Annotated in this window: 15 protein-coding genes and 1 tRNA gene; 3 read left to right on the forward strand and 13 right to left on the reverse strand. The window is 66.9% G+C overall.

What is annotated here, in order from left to right:
* Window positions 1-211: 211 nt before the first annotated feature.
* The 10 genes from QFZ67_RS15540 to QFZ67_RS15585 all read right to left on the reverse strand — a co-directional run bounded on the left by QFZ67_RS15540 (window position 212) and on the right by QFZ67_RS15585 (window position 13,531).
* Window positions 212-4,132 (reverse strand): DNA-directed RNA polymerase subunit beta', encoded by a 3,921-nt coding sequence (locus QFZ67_RS15540; protein WP_307661687.1) that lies wholly within the window; start codon window positions 4,130-4,132, stop codon window positions 212-214.
* Between the two features lie 98 nt (window positions 4,133-4,230).
* The gene (gene rpoB / locus QFZ67_RS15545; RefSeq protein WP_307661688.1) at window positions 4,231-7,716 is read right to left on the reverse strand and encodes a DNA-directed RNA polymerase subunit beta; all 3,486 of its coding nucleotides are present in this window, start codon (window positions 7,714-7,716) and stop codon (window positions 4,231-4,233) included.
* Between the two features lie 540 nt (window positions 7,717-8,256).
* Window positions 8,257-8,640 (reverse strand): 50S ribosomal protein L7/L12, encoded by a 384-nt coding sequence (gene rplL / locus QFZ67_RS15550; RefSeq protein WP_307661689.1) that lies wholly within the window; start codon window positions 8,638-8,640, stop codon window positions 8,257-8,259.
* A 112-nt stretch (window positions 8,641-8,752) separates the two neighbouring features.
* Window positions 8,753-9,283 (reverse strand): 50S ribosomal protein L10, encoded by a 531-nt coding sequence (rplJ, locus tag QFZ67_RS15555; protein ID WP_307661690.1) that lies wholly within the window; start codon window positions 9,281-9,283, stop codon window positions 8,753-8,755.
* 258 nt (window positions 9,284-9,541) lie between these two features.
* A complete protein-coding gene (locus tag QFZ67_RS15560; protein WP_307661691.1) occupies window positions 9,542-10,492 on the reverse strand; it encodes a hypothetical protein in 951 nt (316 codons plus the stop codon).
* Window positions 10,493-10,629: 137 nt separating this feature from the next.
* On the reverse strand, window positions 10,630-11,352 hold the full coding sequence (gene rplA, locus QFZ67_RS15565) for a 50S ribosomal protein L1 (protein ID WP_307661692.1): 723 nt from the start codon (window positions 11,350-11,352) through the stop codon (window positions 10,630-10,632).
* Between the two features lie 82 nt (window positions 11,353-11,434).
* On the reverse strand, window positions 11,435-11,869 hold the full coding sequence (gene rplK / locus QFZ67_RS15570) for a 50S ribosomal protein L11 (protein WP_307661693.1): 435 nt from the start codon (window positions 11,867-11,869) through the stop codon (window positions 11,435-11,437).
* A 167-nt stretch (window positions 11,870-12,036) separates the two neighbouring features.
* Window positions 12,037-12,984 (reverse strand): transcription termination/antitermination protein NusG, encoded by a 948-nt coding sequence (nusG, locus tag QFZ67_RS15575; RefSeq protein WP_307661694.1) that lies wholly within the window; start codon window positions 12,982-12,984, stop codon window positions 12,037-12,039.
* A 75-nt stretch (window positions 12,985-13,059) separates the two neighbouring features.
* On the reverse strand, window positions 13,060-13,347 hold the full coding sequence (gene secE / locus QFZ67_RS15580) for a preprotein translocase subunit SecE (RefSeq protein ID WP_307661695.1): 288 nt from the start codon (window positions 13,345-13,347) through the stop codon (window positions 13,060-13,062).
* 111 nt (window positions 13,348-13,458) lie between these two features.
* Window positions 13,459-13,531, reverse strand: a tRNA-Trp gene (locus tag QFZ67_RS15585).
* A gap of 171 nt (window positions 13,532-13,702) precedes the next feature.
* Between QFZ67_RS15585 and QFZ67_RS15590 the strand changes: the two genes are divergently transcribed.
* Both QFZ67_RS15590 and QFZ67_RS15595 read left to right on the forward strand, forming a co-directional pair.
* Window positions 13,703-14,929: a pyridoxal phosphate-dependent aminotransferase gene (locus QFZ67_RS15590; RefSeq protein WP_307661696.1), complete on the forward strand. Its 1,227-nt coding sequence runs from the start codon at window positions 13,703-13,705 to the stop codon at window positions 14,927-14,929.
* Between the two features lie 189 nt (window positions 14,930-15,118).
* Window positions 15,119-16,138, forward strand: a complete 1,020-nt coding sequence (locus tag QFZ67_RS15595; RefSeq protein WP_307661697.1) for an adenosine deaminase — start codon at window positions 15,119-15,121, stop codon at window positions 16,136-16,138.
* 6 nt (window positions 16,139-16,144) lie between these two features.
* Here QFZ67_RS15595 and QFZ67_RS15600 read toward each other — a convergent pair whose 3' ends face one another.
* Entirely contained in the window at window positions 16,145-16,738 is a 594-nt protein-coding gene (locus QFZ67_RS15600) for a TetR/AcrR family transcriptional regulator (RefSeq protein WP_307661698.1), read from the reverse strand.
* Between the two features lie 110 nt (window positions 16,739-16,848).
* Between QFZ67_RS15600 and QFZ67_RS15605 the strand changes: the two genes are divergently transcribed.
* Complete coding sequence (locus QFZ67_RS15605; protein ID WP_307661699.1) at window positions 16,849-17,484, forward strand: NAD(P)-dependent oxidoreductase; 636 nt, start codon at window positions 16,849-16,851, stop codon at window positions 17,482-17,484.
* Window positions 17,485-17,495: 11 nt separating this feature from the next.
* Here QFZ67_RS15605 and QFZ67_RS15610 read toward each other — a convergent pair whose 3' ends face one another.
* Window positions 17,496-18,419, reverse strand: a complete 924-nt coding sequence (locus tag QFZ67_RS15610; RefSeq protein WP_307661700.1) for a hypothetical protein — start codon at window positions 18,417-18,419, stop codon at window positions 17,496-17,498.
* Window positions 18,416-18,940: a SigE family RNA polymerase sigma factor gene (locus QFZ67_RS15615; protein ID WP_307661701.1), complete on the reverse strand. Its 525-nt coding sequence runs from the start codon at window positions 18,938-18,940 to the stop codon at window positions 18,416-18,418. Before QFZ67_RS15615 ends, QFZ67_RS15610 begins: the two co-directional genes overlap by 4 nt.
* Between the last annotated feature and the right edge of the window lie 107 nt (window positions 18,941-19,047).

The raw sequence follows: 19,047 nt of genomic DNA on the forward strand, positions 1-19,047 counted from the left end.
GCAGATTGCGGTGGCCGATTTTTCAGACTCGCCATGCGGTTGAGGACACGCACACGAGCCCAGGCACACCCCAGGCACAAGGACAGAGCGTACCTACCGCATCGGCTGCGGTCAAAACAAATGCACGCGCGCAGGACACACCAGGCTGCAACATACGGCACAGGGCGGCCATCCCGCGAGGGATGGCCGCCCTGTGGCCGTTGGCTATCGCTTACTGGTTGTACGGACCGTAGTCGTAGTCCTCCAGCGGAACGGCCTGGCCGGAGCCGGTGCCGAACGGCGAGTAGTCGATGTCGTCGTAGCCGACAGCCGAGTACATCGCGGCCTTGGCCTCCTCGGTGGGCTCCACCCGGATGTTGCGGTAGCGGGACAGGCCCGTACCGGCCGGGATGAGCTTACCGATGATGACGTTCTCCTTGAGGCCGATCAGGGAGTCCGACTTGGCGTTGATCGCCGCGTCGGTCAGAACCCTGGTCGTCTCCTGGAAGGACGCCGCCGACAGCCACGACTCGGTGGCGAGCGAGGCCTTGGTGATACCCATCAGCTGCGGACGGCCGGAGGCAGGGTGACCGCCCTCGGTGACCACACGACGGTTCTCGGTCTCGAACTTCGAGCGCTCGACAAGCTCGCCCGGCAGCAGCTCCGCGTCGCCGGACTCGATGATCGTCACGCGGCGCAGCATCTGCCGGATGATGATCTCGATGTGCTTGTCGTGGATCGACACACCCTGCGAGTTGTAGACCTTCTGGACCTCGCCGACCAGGTGGACCTGGACCGCGCGCTGACCGAGGATCCGCAGCACGTCGTGCGGGTTGGTGGCACCCACGGTGAGCTTCTGGCCCACCTCGACATGGTCGCCGTCGCCCACCAGCAGACGGGCACGCTTCGAGATCGGGAAGGCCGTCTCCTCGGCGCCGTCGTCGGGGGTGACAACGAGCTTCTTGGTCTTCTCGGTCTCCTCGATACGGACGCGGCCTGCCGCCTCCGAGATCGGGGCGACACCCTTGGGCGTACGAGCCTCGAAAAGCTCGACGACACGGGGCAGACCCTGGGTGATGTCGTCACCGGCCACACCACCGGTGTGGAAGGTACGCATCGTCAGCTGGGTACCGGGCTCACCGATGGACTGGGCGGCGATGATGCCGACCGCCTCACCGATGTCCACGAGCTTGCCGGTGGCGAGCGAGCGGCCGTAGCAGTACGCACACGTGCCCACCGCGGACTCACAGGTCAGGACCGAACGGGTCTTGACCTCCTCGACACCCGCGGCGACGACCGCGTCGATGAGCACATCGCCCAGGTCGACATTGGCCGGCGCGATGACCTTGCCGTCGACGACGACGTCCTCGGCGAGCATCCGCGCGTACACGGACGTCTCGACGTCCTCCGCCTTGCGCAGCACACCGTCGGCGCCGCGCTCGGCGATCCGCAGCTTGAGGCCGCGGTCGGTGCCACAGTCCTCTTCGCGGATGATGACGTCCTGCGAGACGTCCACCAGACGACGAGTCAGGTAACCCGAGTCGGCGGTACGCAGGGCGGTGTCGGCCAGACCCTTACGGGCACCGTGCGTGGAGATGAAGTACTCCAGCACGGACAGACCCTCACGGAACGACGCCTTGATCGGCCGCGGGATGGTCTCGTTCTTGGCGTTGGACACCAGACCACGCATACCGGCGATCTGACGCATCTGCATCATGTTTCCACGAGCACCCGAGTTGACCATCATGAAGATGGGGTTGGTCTTCGGGAAGTTCTCGTTCATGGCCTCGGCAACCTCGTTGGTCGCCTTGGTCCAGATCGCGATGAGCTCCTGGGTGCGCTCGTCCTTGGTGATCAGACCGCGCTCGTACTGCTTCTGGACCTTCTCGTCCTGCGCCTCGTAGCCCGCGACGATCGCCTTCTTGGCCTCGGGGACCACGACGTCGGAGATGGCCACGGTGACACCGGAACGGGTCGCCCAGTAGAAGCCGGCCGCCTTCAGGTTGTCGAGCGTCGCCGCCACGATGACCTTGGGGTAGCGCTCGGCCAGATCGTTGACGATCTCGGAGAGCTGCTTCTTGCCCACCGAGTAGTCGACGAAGGGGTAGTCCTCGGGCAGCAGCTCGTTGAAGAGCGCGCGGCCCAGAGTCGTACGCAGCCGGAAGCTGTCACCCTGCTGCCACTCACCCGCGGAGCCGCTGATGTTCGCGGCACCCTGCTCGGCGACCGGGGGAACCCAGCCGCGCGGCGGAATGGTGCCGACGGGGAAGCGGATGTCGACCTTCGCCTGGAGCGAGAGCTCGCGGGCGTCGAACGCCATGATCGCCTCGGCCGTGGAGCCGAAGGACCGGCCCTCGCCGATGACCTTGCGCTCTTCCTCGTCGGTCGTGAGGAAGAACAGGCCCAGCACCATGTCCTGGGTCGGCATGGTGACCGGACGGCCGTCGGCCGGCTTCAGGATGTTGTTCGAGGACAGCATCAGGATGCGGGCCTCGGCCTGCGCCTCCGCGGAGAGCGGCAGGTGGACGGCCATCTGGTCACCGTCGAAGTCCGCGTTGAACGCGGTGCAGACGAGCGGGTGGATCTGGATGGCCTTGCCCTCGACCAGCTGCGGCTCGAAGGCCTGGATGCCGAGTCGGTGCAGCGTGGGCGCACGGTTCAGGAGAACCGGGTGCTCGGCGATGACCTCTTCCAGCACGTCGTACACGACCGTGCGGCCGCGTTCGACCATGCGCTTGGCCGACTTGATGTTCTGCGCGTGGTTCAGATCGACCAGACGCTTCATCACGAACGGCTTGAAGAGCTCCAGCGCCATGGCCTTGGGCAGACCGCACTGGTGCAGCTTCAGCTGCGGACCGACGACGATGACGGAACGCGCGGAGTAGTCCACACGCTTACCGAGCAGGTTCTGACGGAAACGGCCCTGCTTGCCCTTGAGCATGTCGCTCAGGGACTTCAGCGGGCGGTTACCGGGACCGGTCACCGGACGACCACGGCGGCCGTTGTCGAACAGCGCGTCGACGGCCTCCTGCAGCATCCGCTTCTCGTTGTTCACGATGATCTCGGGGGCACCGAGGTCAAGGAGACGCTTGAGGCGGTTGTTGCGGTTGATCACACGGCGGTACAGGTCGTTCAGGTCGGAGGTCGCGAAGCGGCCACCGTCCAGCTGCACCATCGGACGCAGGTCCGGCGGGATGACCGGCACGCAGTCGAGCACCATGCCCTTGGGGCTGTTGCTGGTCTGCAGGAACGCGGAGACGACCTTGAGGCGCTTGAGCGCACGGGTCTTCTTCTGGCCCTTGCCGGTACGGATGATCTCGCGAAGGCGCTCGGCCTCCTCCTCGAGGTCGAAGGACTCCAGGCGCTTCTGCAGCGCCGCGGCACCCATCGAGCCGTCGAAGTACGTGCCGAAGCGGTCACGCAGCTCGCGGTAGAGCAGCTCGTCGCCCTCCAGGTCCTGGACCTTGAGGTTCTTGAAGCGGTTCCACACCTCGTCGAGACGGTCGATCTCGCGCTGCGCACGGTCACGCAGCTGCTTCATCTCACGCTCGGCGCCTTCGCGCACCTTGCGGCGCACGTCGGCCTTGGCGCCCTCGGCCTCGAGCTCGGCCAGGTCGGTCTCGAGCTTCTTGGCGCGGGCCTCGAGGTCGGCGTCGCGGCGGTTCTCGACCTGCTGGCGCTCGACGGAGACATGCGCCTCCAGCGAGGGCAGGTCGCGCGTACGGCGCTCCTCGTCCACGAACGTGATCATGTAAGCGGCGAAGTAGATGACCTTCTCGAGGTCCTTCGGCGCGAGGTCGAGCAGGTAGCCAAGGCGCGACGGGACGCCCTTGAAGTACCAGATGTGCGTAACAGGCGCGGCCAGCTCAATGTGGCCCATCCGCTCACGGCGCACCTTGGCGCGGGTGACTTCGACGCCACAGCGCTCACAGATGATGCCCTTGAAGCGGACACGCTTGTACTTACCGCAGTAGCACTCCCAGTCCCGGGTCGGACCGAAGATCTTCTCGCAGAAGAGTCCGTCCTTTTCGGGCTTGAGCGTGCGGTAGTTGATGGTCTCCGGCTTCTTGACCTCGCCGTGGGACCACTGTCGGATGTCGTCCGCGGTGGCAAGGCCGATCCGCAGCTCGTCGAAGAAGTTGACGTCGAGCACTTTGTCGTCAATCCCTCTTTCGGGGTCGAGTCTCAATCATGGTCTGTACGGGTCCGGGGCAGGGCCGGGGCTCTTTGCGAGAGCCCCGGCCAGACCCGTCAGACCTCTTCGACGCTGCTCGGCTCGCGCCGGGACAGGTCGATACCGAGTTCCTCCGCAGCGCGGAAGACGTCCTCGTCCGTGTCGCGCATCTCGATGGACATGCCGTCCGAGGACAGCACCTCCACGTTGAGGCAGAGCGACTGCATTTCCTTGATGAGCACCTTGAAGGACTCGGGAATGCCGGGCTCGGGGATGTTCTCGCCCTTGACGATGGCCTCGTAGACCTTCACGCGGCCGGTGACGTCGTCGGACTTGATGGTCAGCAGCTCCTGGAGGGCGTAAGCGGCGCCGTAAGCCTCCAGCGCCCACACCTCCATCTCACCGAATCGCTGGCCACCGAACTGAGCCTTACCACCCAGCGGCTGCTGGGTGATCATCGAGTACGGACCGGTCGAACGGGCGTGCAGCTTGTCGTCGACCAGGTGGTGGAGCTTGAGGATGTACATGTACCCGATCGAGATCGGGTCCGGGAACGGCTCACCGGAGCGGCCGTCGAACAGGTTGGCCTTGCCGGACGCCTGGACCAGCCGGTCACCGTCACGGTTCGGGATCGTGGCCTCGAAGAGACCGGCGATCTCGTCCTCGCGCGCACCGTCGAAGACCGGGGTCGCGACGTTGGTGCCGGGGGCGACCTGGTCGGCGCCGATGGCCTGCAGGCGCTGCGCCCAGTCGTCGGCGAGACCGGAGACGTCCCAGCCGCGGCTGGCGAGCCAGCCGAGGTGGATCTCGAGGACCTGTCCCGGGTTCATTCGGGACGGGACACCCAGCGGGTTGAGGATGATGTCGACCGGGGTGCCGTCCTCCAGGAACGGCATGTCCTCGATCGGCAGGATCTTCGAGATGACGCCCTTGTTGCCGTGACGGCCGGCGAGCTTGTCACCGTCGGTGATCTTGCGCTTCTGCGCGACGTACACGCGAACCAGCTGGTTCACACCCGGCGGCAGCTCGTCGCCCTCCTCGCGGTCGAAGACGCGTACGCCGATGATCTTGCCGGTCTCGCCGTGCGGCACCTTCAGCGAGGTGTCACGGACCTCACGCGCCTTCTCACCGAAGATCGCGCGGAGCAGCCGCTCCTCCGGGGTCAGCTCGGTCTCACCCTTGGGCGTGACCTTGCCGACCAGGATGTCACCGGCGACGACCTCGGCACCGATACGGATGATGCCGCGCTCGTCGAGGTCCGCGAGGACCTCCTCGGAGACGTTCGGGATGTCCCGGGTGATCTCCTCCGGGCCGAGCTTGGTGTCACGGGCGTCGACCTCGTGCTCCTCGATGTGGATCGAGGAGAGGACGTCGTCCTGCACGAGGCGCTGCGACAGGATGATCGCGTCCTCGTAGTTGTGACCCTCCCACGGCATGAACGCGACCAGCAGGTTCTTGCCGAGCGCCATCTCGCCCTGCTCGGTGGCCGGACCGTCGGCGAGGACCTGGCCCTCGACGACCCGGGAGCCCTCGTCCACGACAACCTTCTGGTTGACCGAGGTGCCCTGGTTCGACCGGGAGAACTTGGCGATGCGGTACGTGGTGTACGTGCCGTCGTCGTTGGCGACGGTGATGTAGTCCGCGGAGACCTCCTGGACAACACCTTCCTTCTCCGCCTTGATGACGTCACCGGCGTCGACCGCGCAGCGGTACTCCATGCCGGTGCCGACCAGCGGCGCCTCCGCCGTGATCAGCGGAACTGCCTGGCGCATCATGTTCGCGCCCATGAGGGCACGGTTGGCGTCGTCGTGCTCGAGGAACGGGATCATGGCAGTCGCGACCGACACCATCTGGCGCGGCGAGACATCCATGTAGTCGACGTCGTCGCCCGGGATGTAGTCGACCTCGCCGCCACGGCGGCGCACCAGGACGCGCGGCTCGGTGAACCGCAGGTCCTCGGAGAGCGTCGCGTTCGCCTGGGCGATAACGAAGCGGTCTTCCTCGTCAGCGGTCAGGTAGTCGACCTCGTCGGTGACGACGCCATCGACGACCTTGCGGTACGGCGTCTCGACGAAACCGAACGCGTTGACGCGTCCGTACGAGGCGAGCGAACCGATCAGACCGATGTTCGGGCCTTCGGGGGTCTCGATCGGGCACATGCGGCCGTAGTGGGACGGGTGCACGTCACGGACCTCGAAGCCGGCCCGCTCACGGGAGAGACCACCCGGGCCAAGAGCCGACAGACGGCGCTTGTGGGTGAGACCCGACAGCGGGTTGTTCTGGTCCATGAACTGCGACAGCTGGCTGGTGCCGAAGAACTCCTTGATGGAGGCGACGACCGGCCGGATGTTGATCAGGGTCTGCGGCGTGATCGCCTCGACGTCCTGGGTCGTCATGCGCTCACGCACGACGCGCTCCATACGAGCCAGACCCGTGCGGACCTGGTTCTGGATGAGCTCGCCGACGTTACGCAGACGACGGTTGCCGAAGTGGTCGATGTCGTCGGTCTCGACGACGATCTGGGTGCCGCTCTCGCCGACCGTCTCGGTCTCGCCGGCGTGCAGCTTGACCAGGTACTTGATGGTCGCGATGACGTCGTCGGTGGTGAGCACGCCGGCGTCCAGCGGCTCATCCGCGCCGAGCTTCTTGTTCACCTTGTAGCGGCCGACCTTGGCGAGGTCGTAGCGCTTCGGGTTGAAGTAGAGGTTCTCGAGCAGCGTCTGAGCAGCCTCGCGCGTCGGGGGCTCGCCCGGGCGCAGCTTGCGGTAGATGTCGAGCAGCGCGTCGTCCTGGCCCTGGGTGTGGTCCTTCTCCAGGGTGGCGCGCATCGACTCGTACTCGCCGAACTCCTCGAGGATCTGCTCGGTGGTCCAGCCGAGAGCCTTGAGCAGGACGGTGACGGACTGCTTGCGCTTGCGGTCGATGCGGACACCGACCATGTCGCGCTTGTCGATCTCCATCTCGAGCCAGGCACCCCGGGACGGGATGATCTTGGCCGTGAAGATGTCCTTGTCGGACGTCTTGTCGATGGAGGAGTCGAAGTAGACACCCGGCGAGCGGACCAGCTGCGACACAACGACACGCTCGGTGCCGTTGATGACGAAGGTGCCCTTGTTGGTCATGAGCGGGAAGTCACCCATGAAGACCGTCTGGGACTTGATCTCGCCGGTCTCGTTGTTGGTGAACTCGGCAGTGACGAAGAGCGGGGCTGCGTACGTGAAGTCGCGCTCCTTGCACTCGTCGATGGAGTTCTTCGGAGGCTCGAAGCGGTGGTCGCGGAAGGTCAGCGACATCGACCCGGAGAAGTCCTCGATCGGAGAGATCTCCTCGAAGATCTCCTCCAGGCCGGACTTGGTGGGGACGTCCTGTCCGCTGTCCAGAGCCGCCTCGACACGAGCCTTCCAGGCGGCATTGCCGAGCAGCCAGTCAAAGCTCTCGGTCTGCAGCGCAAGGAGGTTCGGAACCTCGAGGGGCTCCTTGATCTTTGCAAAGGAGATGCGCAGCGGGGCGGTGCTGGCGCCGTTGTTCGTATTCGCGGTCGAGGCGTTGCGCGAGGCGGCCAAGAGGGGGTCCTTCCGAGGGCTCGGACTCACTACGCGCGTACCGGTCCCATGCTGGGCACGGAGATAGAAATCCCAGGTCAGGGATGATTCAATCTACGGTGCTCATACGTGGGGATGCCCCTGGTGACGGGCAGGGGGCAGTTAACAGGCAGCGCAAAGGGTCAGTGTAGCCACTTGGCACACTGATGTCCAGTGCGGGTTTTCGAAACCCTCGTTGTTCTCAACTCCGCGACACCCTCGCGCCTTGTGGCGCACATCGATACTGCCCGTTCGGTCGTCGATCCATGCCTCGGATACGGATCGTTGTGACGACGCGTCCTGAGAATTGCGCGCTGCGTGCGGTTCGTCAAGGCCCCCCAGCCCAAACGGGGCTGCTGGGACACAGCGAGGCGTACGACGAAGATCACGATACTCGCCGGAGGCCGAAGAGCAAGGCAGCCGCCACGGCAACGCCGAAGGGCGACCACCCGTATGGGTGATCGCCCTTCTGCTGTGCCTTCAGCGGTCCCTTGCGGAACCATGAGTCAGGGACTCAGAAAGTCACTTGACCTCGACGGACGCGCCAGCGGCCTTGAGGGACTCGGCAGCCTTCTCAGCGGCCTCCTTGGCGACCTTCTCGAGGACCGGCTTCGGGGTGCCGTCGACGAGGTCCTTGGCCTCCTTCAGACCCAGGGAGGTCAGCTCGCGCACGACCTTGATGACCTGGATCTTCTTCTCGCCGGCGCCGGTGAGGATGACGTCGAACTCGTCCTGCTCGGCCTCGGCCTCGACCGGGGCACCCGGGGCACCGGGGACGGCGACGGCGGCCGGAGCGGCGGCGGTGACGTCGAACTTCTCCTCGAAGGCCTTCACGAACTCGGAGAGCTCGATGAGGGTCATCTCCTCGAACTGCGCAAGCAGGTCGTCCTGGCTGAGCTTCGCCATGATGGCGGTCCTTCCACTAATTCGGCTGGTGCCGGTTGTCTGTGTCGGCGGGCGTACATCGGCCCGCTGCGACCGGCCGCACTACGCGGCGACGGTCAATGCGCGAGCCGAATTACTCGGCACCGCCCTGCTCGGCCTTCTTGGCACGAAGCGCCTCCGCGGTGCGGACGAACTTCGACGGAAGCGCCTGGAAGAGCGCGGCAGCCTGGGACTGCTTGCCCTTCATGGCGCCCGCCAGCTTGGCGAGCAGAACCTCGCGGGACTCGAGGTCCGCAAGCTTCTTGATCTCATCAGCGGTGAGCGCCTTACCATCAAGGACACCGCCCTTGATGATGAGGTTGGGGTTGTCCTTGGCGAAGTCACGAAGACCCTTCGCCGACTCCACCGGATCACCGGTGACGAAGGCAACCGCCGTCGGACCCGCGAACAGGTCGTCGAGCGCGTTGATCCCGGCCTCGTTGGCCGCAATCTTGGTCAGCGTGTTCTTCACCACGGCGTACTGGGCGTTCTCACCGAGCGAACGGCGCAGCTCCTTGAGCTGAGCCACGGTGAGACCCCGGTACTCGGTCAGCACGGCGGCGTTCGAGCTGCGGAACTGGTCCGCGAGCTCGGCTACCGCGGCAGCCTTGTCGGGCCTTGCCATAGAGCGTCGGCCTCCTTCCGGGTGATGAGGACCGCTCAGAAGGGGCTGGGCAAAACGAAACGCCCCGGCGCAGGCGCACGGGGCGTAGCTCGACCGGAGCAAATCCGGGAACTTTCCACAGTCACCTGCGCAGGACGTCCGCAGCTAGCGGATCCTTCGGCCGCCGCACCATCTTGCGAGAGCACGGCAACGACCAGCGGTCTTTGGCTTCTGTGGAAGAGTACGGGACAGGATCCCGGTCAGGCAAATCGGGCGGCGTCAGCTCTGCCCCGCGGACTCCATGCCCTCGCCGGCCTTCTTCAGCATCTCCATGAGGTCGAAGGTGTCCCCGGCCGGCGGCGCCTGCACGGTGGCCTTGGTGCCGTAGTCCGAGTAGGAGGCGACGATCTTCACCTTGCCCTCGGGGCTGTCCATGCCGATGTCCATCTTCACCGGGTAGTTGTCCTGGTTGACCCAGACCTCGGTGTCGTACCCCTTGATGCCGGACTTCTTCATATTGGCGAGGAGGTCCTTGCGCTCCTTCTCGCTGAGCGCCTTGAGCGACTTGTTCGACGCCACCATCTCGTCGAGCGTCAGCGTGCCCTTGTAGTGCTGGGCCTCGACACCTTCGATCTTCTCCGCGCCGATGTGCTTGAGGTTCGGCGACTCGAGCAGCATCGCGAGCTGCTGGGCCGGGTCCTGGTTCATGCTCTCCAGGCTGCCGGTCATCTGCTTCTGCAGTGCCTTGTCCCCCGACGCCTCGGCGGCGGCCCCGAGGTCGAGCTTCATCCAGCGCTTGCCGTCCATGTCCTTGGCGTCCATGTCCTTGGCGGCCTTGGCGCCCATGTCCATGTACATGGCGTTGTTCAGCCACACCATGCGGATCTGATCCGGGGCGTCCGGGTCAGCCTTGAACATGGAACCCTTCATGGTCATGTCCATCAGCGTGGGGTCCCACCCCATGACTCCGGACATCTCCATGGTGCCGCCGCCGTCCATGGTGGCCGGCATCGTCATCGTCATACGGACCTTCGCCGACTTCGCGGCCGAGGTCTTCTTGTACGCCGCCGTGAGGACCTGCGTCACCGCCGCGCGGGACTGCGTCTCGGTCTTCCTGGGCGTCTCGGCGGCCTTCTTCTCCCCGTCGCCACCCTGACAGCCTGCTACGCCGACTACGACGGCCACAGCCGTCAACGAGACGCCCGCGCGCGTCCATGCGGACATGGTCATGCCCCACCCCTTGTTGTTTGCGAACGCTTGAACGGTAACGCACGCCTACGACACAGGGACAACGAAAACCGGCCCCCGCATCTCCGAAGAGATGCGGGGGCCGGCTCAGCACGCGAGACCCGCGGCTGCCGTCAGATTCAGGCGGCGGCCGGGTCCTCCTCGACGAGGAGGTTGCGGGTGCGGTTGGCGTCCAGCGGAATGCCGGGGCCCATCGTCGTCGTCAGGGTCGCCTTCTTGATGTAGCGGCCCTTCGCGGCGGACGGCTTCAGACGGAGGATCTCCTCCAGCGCCGCGGCGTAGTTCTCGACCAGCTTCGTCTCGTCGAAGGAGACCTTGCCGATGATGAAGTGCAGGTTCGAGTGCTTGTCGACGCGGAACTCGATCTTGCCGCCCTTGATGTCGTTCACAGCCTTGGTGACATCGGGGGTGACGGTGCCGGTCTTCGGGTTCGGCATCAGACCACGCGGACCGAGCACGCGGCCGAGGCGGCCGACCTTGCCCATGAGGTCCGGGGTGGCGACGACGGCGTCGAAGTCCAGACGGCCCTTCGCAACCTCGTCGATGAGCTCGTCGGCGCCGACGATGTCGGCGCCCGCGGCACGCGCGGCCTCGGCACGGTCACCGGTCGCGAAGACCAGGACCCGGGCGGTCTTACCGGTGCCGTGCGGAAGGTTCACGGTGCCACGGACCATCTGGTCGGCCTTGCGCGGGTCAACACCCAGACGCATGGCGACCTCGACGGTGCCGTCGAACTTGGTGGCGGCGGTGTCCTTGGCGAGACGGACGGCCTCGAGCGGAGCGTAGTTGCGCTCCCGGTCGATCTTGGCGTCCGCAGCGCGGAGAGTCTTGCTGCGCTTCACTTCTGCTCCTGTGTCGTTTCAGGTATGGAGTCGTGGTGCGGACCAGCGCTTGGTCCTACCACTGAGGTCACGCGGGGGCTGATCAGCCCTCGACCGTGATGCCCATCGAACGGGCGGTGCCGGCGATGATCTTCGACGCGGCGTCCAGGTCGTTGGCGTTCAGGTCGGGCATCTTGACCGTGGCGATCTCGCGGACCTGGGCGCCGGTGAGCTTGGCAACCTTGGTCTTGTGAGGCTCGCCGGAGCCCTTGTCCACACCCGCGGCCTTGAGGATCAGCTTGGCGGCCGGCGGAGTCTTGGTGATGAAGGTGAAGGAACGGTCCTCGTAGACCGTGATCTCCACCGGCACGACCATGCCACGCTGCGACTCGGTCGCGGCGTTGTAGGCCTTGCAGAACTCCATGATGTTGACGCCGTGCTGACCGAGCGCGGGGCCGACCGGCGGAGCCGGGTTGGCCGCGCCGGCCTGGATCTGGAGCTTGATAAGCCCCGTGACCTTCTTCTTCTTGGGAGGCATTGCTCTCTCCGGGTCCTAGTGAGAGTTTTCAGCGCTCCACCCGATCATCCGGATGGAGGCATACCGCACAACGATAACGGGTATAGCTGCGCGGCCAAAAACCGAGCAGGTCAGAGCGGCCGCGAGAGCCGGTCTGACCTGTTCGGAGGCGTATGTTCCAGAAGGCTTCAGTTCTTCTGGATCTGGTCGAAGCTCAGCTCGACCGGGGTCTCGCGGCCGAAGATCTCGACGAGGCCCTTGACCTTCTTCGAGTCGGCGTTGATCTCGTTGATCGTCGCCTGCAGCGTCGCGAACGGGCCGTCGGTGACGGTGACCGAGTCGCCGACCTCGAAGTCCAGCACCTGGACCTCGACCTTGCGCGACGGAGCCGGCTTGCCCTCGGCCTCGGCGGCCTCGCGCGCGGCCTTCTCCTCGGCCTCCGGGGCGAGCATCTTGACGATCTCGTCCAGGGTCAGCGGGTACGGGTCGTAGGCGTTGCCCACGAAGCCGGTGACGCCGGGGGTGTTGCGGACGACGCCCCAGGACTCGTTCGTCAGATCCATACGGACCAGGACGTACCCGGGAAGCTTGTTCTGGCGGACGTTCTTACGCTCGCCGTTCTTGATCTGGACGATCTCTTCCTCGGGCACTTCGGCCTGGTAGATGAAGTCCTCGACGTTCAGCGAGACGGCGCGCTGCTCAAGGTTGGCCTTCACGCGCTTCTCGTATCCGGCGTACGTGTGGATGACGTACCACTCGCCGGGCAGGCCGCGCAGCTCCTCGCGGAGGGCGGCGATCGGGTCGGCCGGGGCCTCGGGCTCGGCCGGTTCGGCGTCGGCGGCGGCCTCTTCGGCATCGTCGACATCGGCCGCGACGGTCTCGTCCTCTTCCACCTCGGCGACGGCGGTGGCCTCGTCCTCGACGTGCATCGCGGCCTGCTCGGCCGGCTCGCCCGCGGCGGCGTCAGCGGCCTCGGCGAGGTCGACCTCGTCGGCCCCTTCGATGACGTCGAGCGCGTCGTCGTCAAGCGCGTCGGTGTCGACCGTGTCCGGCGCAGCCTCGGCCGCCTCGGCCGTCGCCGCAGCCTCTTCGCCCTCCACGGGCTCGACGGCGTCGTTCAGGTTCGGGTCAGACACGGTGGCTGCTTCTTCCTGGATACAGATGGGGTGGAACATGCGAAAGGGGCGCCGCTACCGGCGCCCTCCGCGGGATCAGCCGAAGACGTACTTGACGGCTTCCTGGAACCCATAGTCAATCACGGTCACAAGACCAATCATGACGACTACGAAGACAATCACCACTGTCGTGTAAGTCGTCAGCTGACTGCGAGTCGGCCAGACGACCTTGCGCAGTTCGGCGATGATCTGGCGGTAGAAGAGCGCGAGACGACCCAGAGGGCCCTTCTTTCCGCGCTTGCCGCCCTTACGAGTCTTCTTCTTCGACTCCGGCGCCTCGTCATCGGCATCAGGCATGTCGATGGAGCCCACGGCGTCCGTCACGATCTCTCACCTGATTCCGGGTCGTGGCCGTGCCGCGCCCGGTTGAGCCGCACGGCTGTGCAATGAAATACGTACATACATGCGCACACATCCTGGCGAAGGTGTGTGTAGCAGGGCCGGAGGGACTTGAACCCCCAACCGCTGGTTTTGGAGACCAGTGCTCTACCAATTGAGCTACGACCCTTTGTGGTTTCCCCAACCTACCGCATCTGCAGATGTGGTTGGTGAGGGGCCAACGACGAGTGAGTGTACGTGGTCACAGGCCCGGCGTCGAACAGATAGCTCCCGGACGGTTCCTGTCCGCTACTCGAAACCTGTGTGCCGGGTGCGTTTGCCGTCTGGGACGATGGGCCGTATGAGCGCTGCAACCCCTCCCACCGAGCGCCGGGTCTCTGCCCGCATCGGCGCGATCTCCGAGTCCGCGACCCTCGCCGTCGACGCCAAGGCAAAGGCTCTCAAGGCCGCCGGGCGTCCGGTGATCGGCTTCGGCGCGGGTGAGCCGGACTTCCCGACACCCGACTACATCGTCGAGGCCGCGATCGAGGCCTGCCGCAACCCGAAGTACCACCGCTACACCCCGGCCGGCGGGCTCCCCGAGCTCAAGGCCGCCATCGCCGCGAAGACGCTGCGCGACTCCGGCTACGAGGTCGAGGCCGCCCAGATCCTGGTCACCAACGGTGGCAAGCAGGCGATCTACGAAGCGTTCGCGGCGATCCTCGACCCGGGCGACGAGGTCATCGTCCCGGCGCCGTACTGGACGACGTATCCCGAGTCGATCCGCCTCGCAGGCGGTGTCCCGGTCGAGGTCGTGGCCGACGAGACCACCGGCTATCGGGTCTCCGTGGAACAGCTGGAGGCGGCGCGCACGGAGCGTACGAAGGTCGTGCTCTTCGTCTCGCCGTCCAACCCGACCGGCGCGGTCTACAACCGGGCCGACGCGGAGGCGATCGGACGCTGGGCCCTCGAGCACGGGCTGTGGGTCCTGACGGATGAGATCTACGAGCACCTTGTGTACGGCGACGCCACCTTCACCTCGCTGCCGGCGCTCGTGCCCGAGCTCCGCGACAAGTGCATCGTGGTCAACGGTGTGGCCAAGACCTATGCGATGACCGGTTGGCGTGTGGGGTGGATCGTCGGCCCGAAGGATGTGGTGAAGGCCGCGACCAACCTGCAGTCGCACGCCACGTCCAATGTGTCGAACGTGGCGCAGGTGGCCGCGCTCGCCGCGGTCTCCGGTTCGCTGGACGCGGTCGCCGAGATGCGCACCGCCTTCGACCGCCGCCGCCAGACGATCGTGCGGATGCTCAACGAGATCGACGGCGTGCTGTGCCCGGAGCCGGAGGGCGCGTTCTACGCGTACCCCTCGGTGAAGGCGCTGCTCGGCAAGGAGATCCGCGGCAAGCGCCCGCAGACCTCGGTGGAGCTGGCGGCGCTGATCCTGGACGAGGCCGAGGTGGCGGTCGTACCGGGCGAGGCTTTCGGCACGCCGGGCTATCTGCGGCTGTCGTACGCGCTGGGCGACGAGGACCTTGTCGAAGGTGTGTCGCGGATGCAGAAGCTGCTGGCGGAGGCCCGCGACTGATTCCGCCCTGGCCCCTTACATCCCCTTCTGTACTCAAACGCCGGACGGGCTGGTTTTCCAGCCCGTCCGGCGTTTTTTTGCCGGGGTCGGCGGCGGAGCCCCGGTTGAAGGCCCGTTTCTTCGTTCGGGCAAGCGCCCGATCGGGGAAAGGGGCTGCCGGTCTGCGCGCGTGTGCGGCAAGATCCTGCAATGGAGCACGTACGAGACCTCAGGCTGCTGCCGAAGGCCCATCTGCATCTGCACTTCACCGGGTCGATGCGGCCCACCACCCTGCTCGAGCTCGCCGACAAGTACGGCGTCCATCTGCCCGATGCGCTGACCAGCGGTGAACCGCCCAAACTGCGGGCGACCGACGAGCGCGGCTGGTTCCGTTTCCAGCGGCTCTACGACATCGCGCGGTCCTGTCTGCGCTCCCCCGAGGACATCCAGCGGCTGGTGCGCGAGGCGGCCGAGGAGGATGTGCGGGACGGCTCGGGCTGGCTCGAAATCCAGGTCGACCCGACCTCGTACGCCCCCATGCTGGGCGGCCTGATCCCAGCGCTGGAGATCATCCTGGACGCCGTGGAGCGTGCCGGGCGGGAGACCGGTCTCGGCCTGCGGGTGCTGGTCGCCGCGAACCGTATGAAGCACCCGCTGGACGCCCGGACGCTGGCGCGGCTCGCGGTCCGGTACCGGGACCGGGGGATCGTCGGCTTCGGCCTCTCCAACGACGAACGCCGCGGCATGGCACGGGACTTCGACCGCGCCTTCGCGATCGCCCGGGACGGCGGACTGCTGGCGGCGCCGCACGGCGGCGAGCTGACGGGACCGGCGTCCGTACGGGACTGTCTGGACGATCTGGACGCGTCCCGGATCGGGCACGGGGTGCGGGCGGCGGAGGACCCCCGGCTGCTGCGGAAGCTGGCCGAGCGTGGGGTGACGTGCGAGGTGTGCCCGTCCTCGAATGTGGCGCTGGGCGTCTACGAGAAGCCGGCGGACGTGCCACTGCGGACGCTGTACGACGCGGGGGTGCCGATGGCGCTGGGGGCGGACGACCCGCTGCTGTTCGGCTCGCGGCTGGCGGCACAGTACGAACTGGCGCGGAAGCACCACGGCTTCACGGACGCGGAACTGGCGGAGCTGGCGCGGCAGTCGGTGCGGGGCTCGGCGGCGCCGGAGGATGTCCGGAACAAGCTGCTGGCGGGGATCGACGACTGGCTGGCCGGCTAGCGGGCGCTAGCCGATTCCGCGCAGCAGGGTGCGGACGAGGCCCGCGGCGAACTCGTCGACCGGCTGCGGTGGCTTTCCGTCCTCGGTCATGTCGTACGCGAAGGCCCGCTGGGCGCAGGCGCCCAGCAGCAGGGATGCGGCCGCATAGGTGTCGGCGTCGGGCCCGATACGGCCGACGGCCTGCTCGGCGCGGAGGTAGGCGTCGAGCCTCCGGATGGGCATGTGCGGGCCCCGGCCCAGCTCACGCATGGCCGCGTCGTGGCGCTGCTTGAGCTTGGGCTCGGCGTAGAGCGAGGCGGCGATCGGGAAGCTGTCGGCGTAGAAGTGCGCGGCCTCGCGAGCGATCTCGGTGAGGTTCTCCTCGACGGTCCGCTCCCCCGGGTGCTCGACGAGCCGCTCCAGCAGCGGGTTGAGCTTGGGCAGCCGCTCCTTGAGCACGGTCACGAACAGCTCTTCCTTGTTCGCGAAGTACTTGTAGAGCGCCGCCTCCGAGCAGCCGGCTGCCTTGGCGATCTCCTTGGTGGTGGCGCGGGCGAGGCCGATGGTAAGCATGAGCTCGTGTGCGGCGTCGAGGATGCGGACACGGGCGGGTTTCTGCAAGGGATCCTCGCCTCGGGGCTTGTGGGGGCTTGTGGGGCCTTGACTGGTGGGTGAGTGCTTACCCACTCTAGGGGTGAGTGAATACTTACCCACGCGAGGAGGGGTGCGCCATGAAGTTCACAGTTTTCGGTGCGACCGGCGGGATCGGCCAGGAGATCGTCCGCCAGGCGCTGGCGGCGGGGCACGAGGTGACGGCGGTGGTGCGGAACCCGGCACGGCTGACGGTGAAGGGCGAGGGCCTGGAGATCGTCACGGCCGGCCTCGACGACCCGGAGGCGCTGAGGCCGGCCGTGGCGGGCCGGGACGCGGTGTTCTCGGGGCTCGGCCCGCGCACGATGAAGCAGGTGGGCATCGCGTCGGGCCTGACGCGCGTGATCCTTCGGGCGCTGGACGCGGAGGGGGTGCGCCGCTTCCTGGTGGTGAGCGCCGCGCCGCTCGGGCCCGTACCGGAGAACGAGACATTCCTCCTGCGCTACATCGGGACGCCGCTGATCTCGCGGATCCTGCGCAAGCACTACGACGACCTGCGGACGATGGAGGCGCAGCTCCGCAATAGCGCAACCGACTGGACGTCGGTGCGGCCTCCGAAGCTGGTGGATGCGCCGGTGACAGGGGTGTACCGGACGGCAGTGGGGGCGAATCTGCGGGGCGGGTCGAAGATCGGGCGGGCGGATGTGGCGCACGCGATGCTGGCGATGGTGGATGACGCGGCGACGCTGAAGCAGGCGGTGGGAGTGGCGTACTAGTTGGTGGCGTACTAGTCGGTGGCGGGCTTGGGGCAGTCGTCGGCACGACGCTCCACGAGGTGGTAAGCGATCTTGGTTGTCTTCGGCGGACCCGGCAGCTCCAGGAGGGCCGTGTCCTTTGACACCAGGGTCATGTGCGCGGGGATGGGCAGGCCGTCGACGAACGAAATCATGCTTGCCGGCGCGCCTGGGCCTTCGGCCCTCCAGAGCCGGCCGCCGAATTCGGCGTAGCGCATGTCGCAGTCCTTGGTCATGTCGTATACGTACCTGGTGCCGATGTGCGGGTCCTTCGGGCCGAGCGTGGCCGCCGGAGCATCGGAGAACCTTCGCTCCGGCTCCTGGGCGAGGCAGGGCGGCGCTTCGCCGGACAGGGGGTGGTAGGTCAGAACGGGCGTCGCGGGCGAGTCGGTCTCGAAGGTGGCCGTGTCCACCTCCGCCCGGGTCCGTTGTCCGTCCGACCAACGCATGTAGCCGTGGAGGCGATCCGACGCCCAGCTGAACGTGAACTGGGTCCTGCCCTCGCTGCGTTCCCACACGCGGCCGCCGAAGACGGCGTATTTCAGGTCGCAGACGGCCGACAGGTCGTACCGGTAGCGCGTCCCTGTACTCGGCTTTGCGGGCCCGGTGTCCAGGGGACCACCTGCCTCCGACGGTGGCTGCGGCTCGTACGTCCCGCGGCTCAGGTGTGGCCCCTTCGAGGCCAGCGGCGGCGGATTGGGAGCAGGTCCCGTATCCGTCTCCGTCCACCGCACGCCCAGCGCCGATCCGCCCGCGACCAGCACCACCGCACCACACACCGCCAGGGACCGGCGGCGGTGGCGAGCGCGGCGGCCCTTCGCCAGGAACGTCTCCACCGCCGTCAGACCCCCAGGCGGGCCGTCCAGCTCGGCCAGGTCCCGCAGACCCCGCCTCAACACCTCTTCGTCGTCGCTCACCGCGTGCCCCTTCCCGCATAACCGGCGAGCGCGCCCGCAGCGCGCAGCCGCTCCAAGGCCCTGTTGGTACGGCTCTTGACCGTCCCGGGCGAACAGCCGAGCAGCTCGGCCGTCTGTTCCACCGACAGGTCCTCGTAGAAGCGGAGCACCACCGCGGCACGCTGGGCACGGGGCAGGCCGGCGAGCGCACGGCCCAGTTCCAGCCGCGCCTCGGCGCTCCCAGCCATGTCGGGGCCGTCCCCGGCGCGGTCCGCTCCGGGGTGGACGAATTCGGTGTGCCAGCGGCGCCGACGCCAGGTCGCGTAGAGGTTGACGACCACCTTGCGGGCGTACGCCTGCGGCGACTCCCAGCCGGCCGAGCGACCCCACCGCTGATAGACCCGTATCAGCGCGGCCTGCACGAGATCCTCGGCCATGTGCGGATCACCCGTCAGCAGACGAGCGGTCCGCAGCAGCGACACATGTGACGCCGTCACGAAGTCCGCGAACTCCGAATCGCGAGCCGAGCTGCCCTGACGCACCGGCGCTCCCCCCGAGCGGTGAGTGGTCCGAAGACCCTGTCACCCACTCGACAACCTGGGGAGCCCGGCAGGTTCCATCGAATCCCGGAGGCCGGTCAGGGACCGAG

It is taken from the genome of Streptomyces sp. V1I1 (assembly GCF_030817355.1).
Classification (GTDB): domain Bacteria; phylum Actinomycetota; class Actinomycetes; order Streptomycetales; family Streptomycetaceae; genus Streptomyces.

What these genes read in the sequence shown, in the direction of transcription:
- rplL (WP_307661689.1), bottom strand. Translation starts at nt 8,640, where the DNA reads ATGGCGAAGCTCAGCCAGGACGACCTGCTTGCGCAGTTCGAGGAGATG.
- rplJ (WP_307661690.1), bottom strand. Translation starts at nt 9,283, where the DNA reads ATGGCAAGGCCCGACAAGGCTGCCGCGGTAGCCGAGCTCGCGGACCAG.
- QFZ67_RS15560 (WP_307661691.1), bottom strand. Translation starts at nt 10,492, where the DNA reads ATGACCATGTCCGCATGGACGCGCGCGGGCGTCTCGTTGACGGCTGTG.
- rplK (WP_307661693.1), bottom strand. Translation starts at nt 11,869, where the DNA reads ATGCCTCCCAAGAAGAAGAAGGTCACGGGGCTTATCAAGCTCCAGATC.
- QFZ67_RS15590 (WP_307661696.1), top strand. Translation starts at nt 13,703, where the DNA reads ATGAGCGCTGCAACCCCTCCCACCGAGCGCCGGGTCTCTGCCCGCATC.
- QFZ67_RS15595 (WP_307661697.1), top strand. Translation starts at nt 15,119, where the DNA reads ATGGAGCACGTACGAGACCTCAGGCTGCTGCCGAAGGCCCATCTGCAT.
- QFZ67_RS15605 (WP_307661699.1), top strand. Translation starts at nt 16,849, where the DNA reads ATGAAGTTCACAGTTTTCGGTGCGACCGGCGGGATCGGCCAGGAGATC.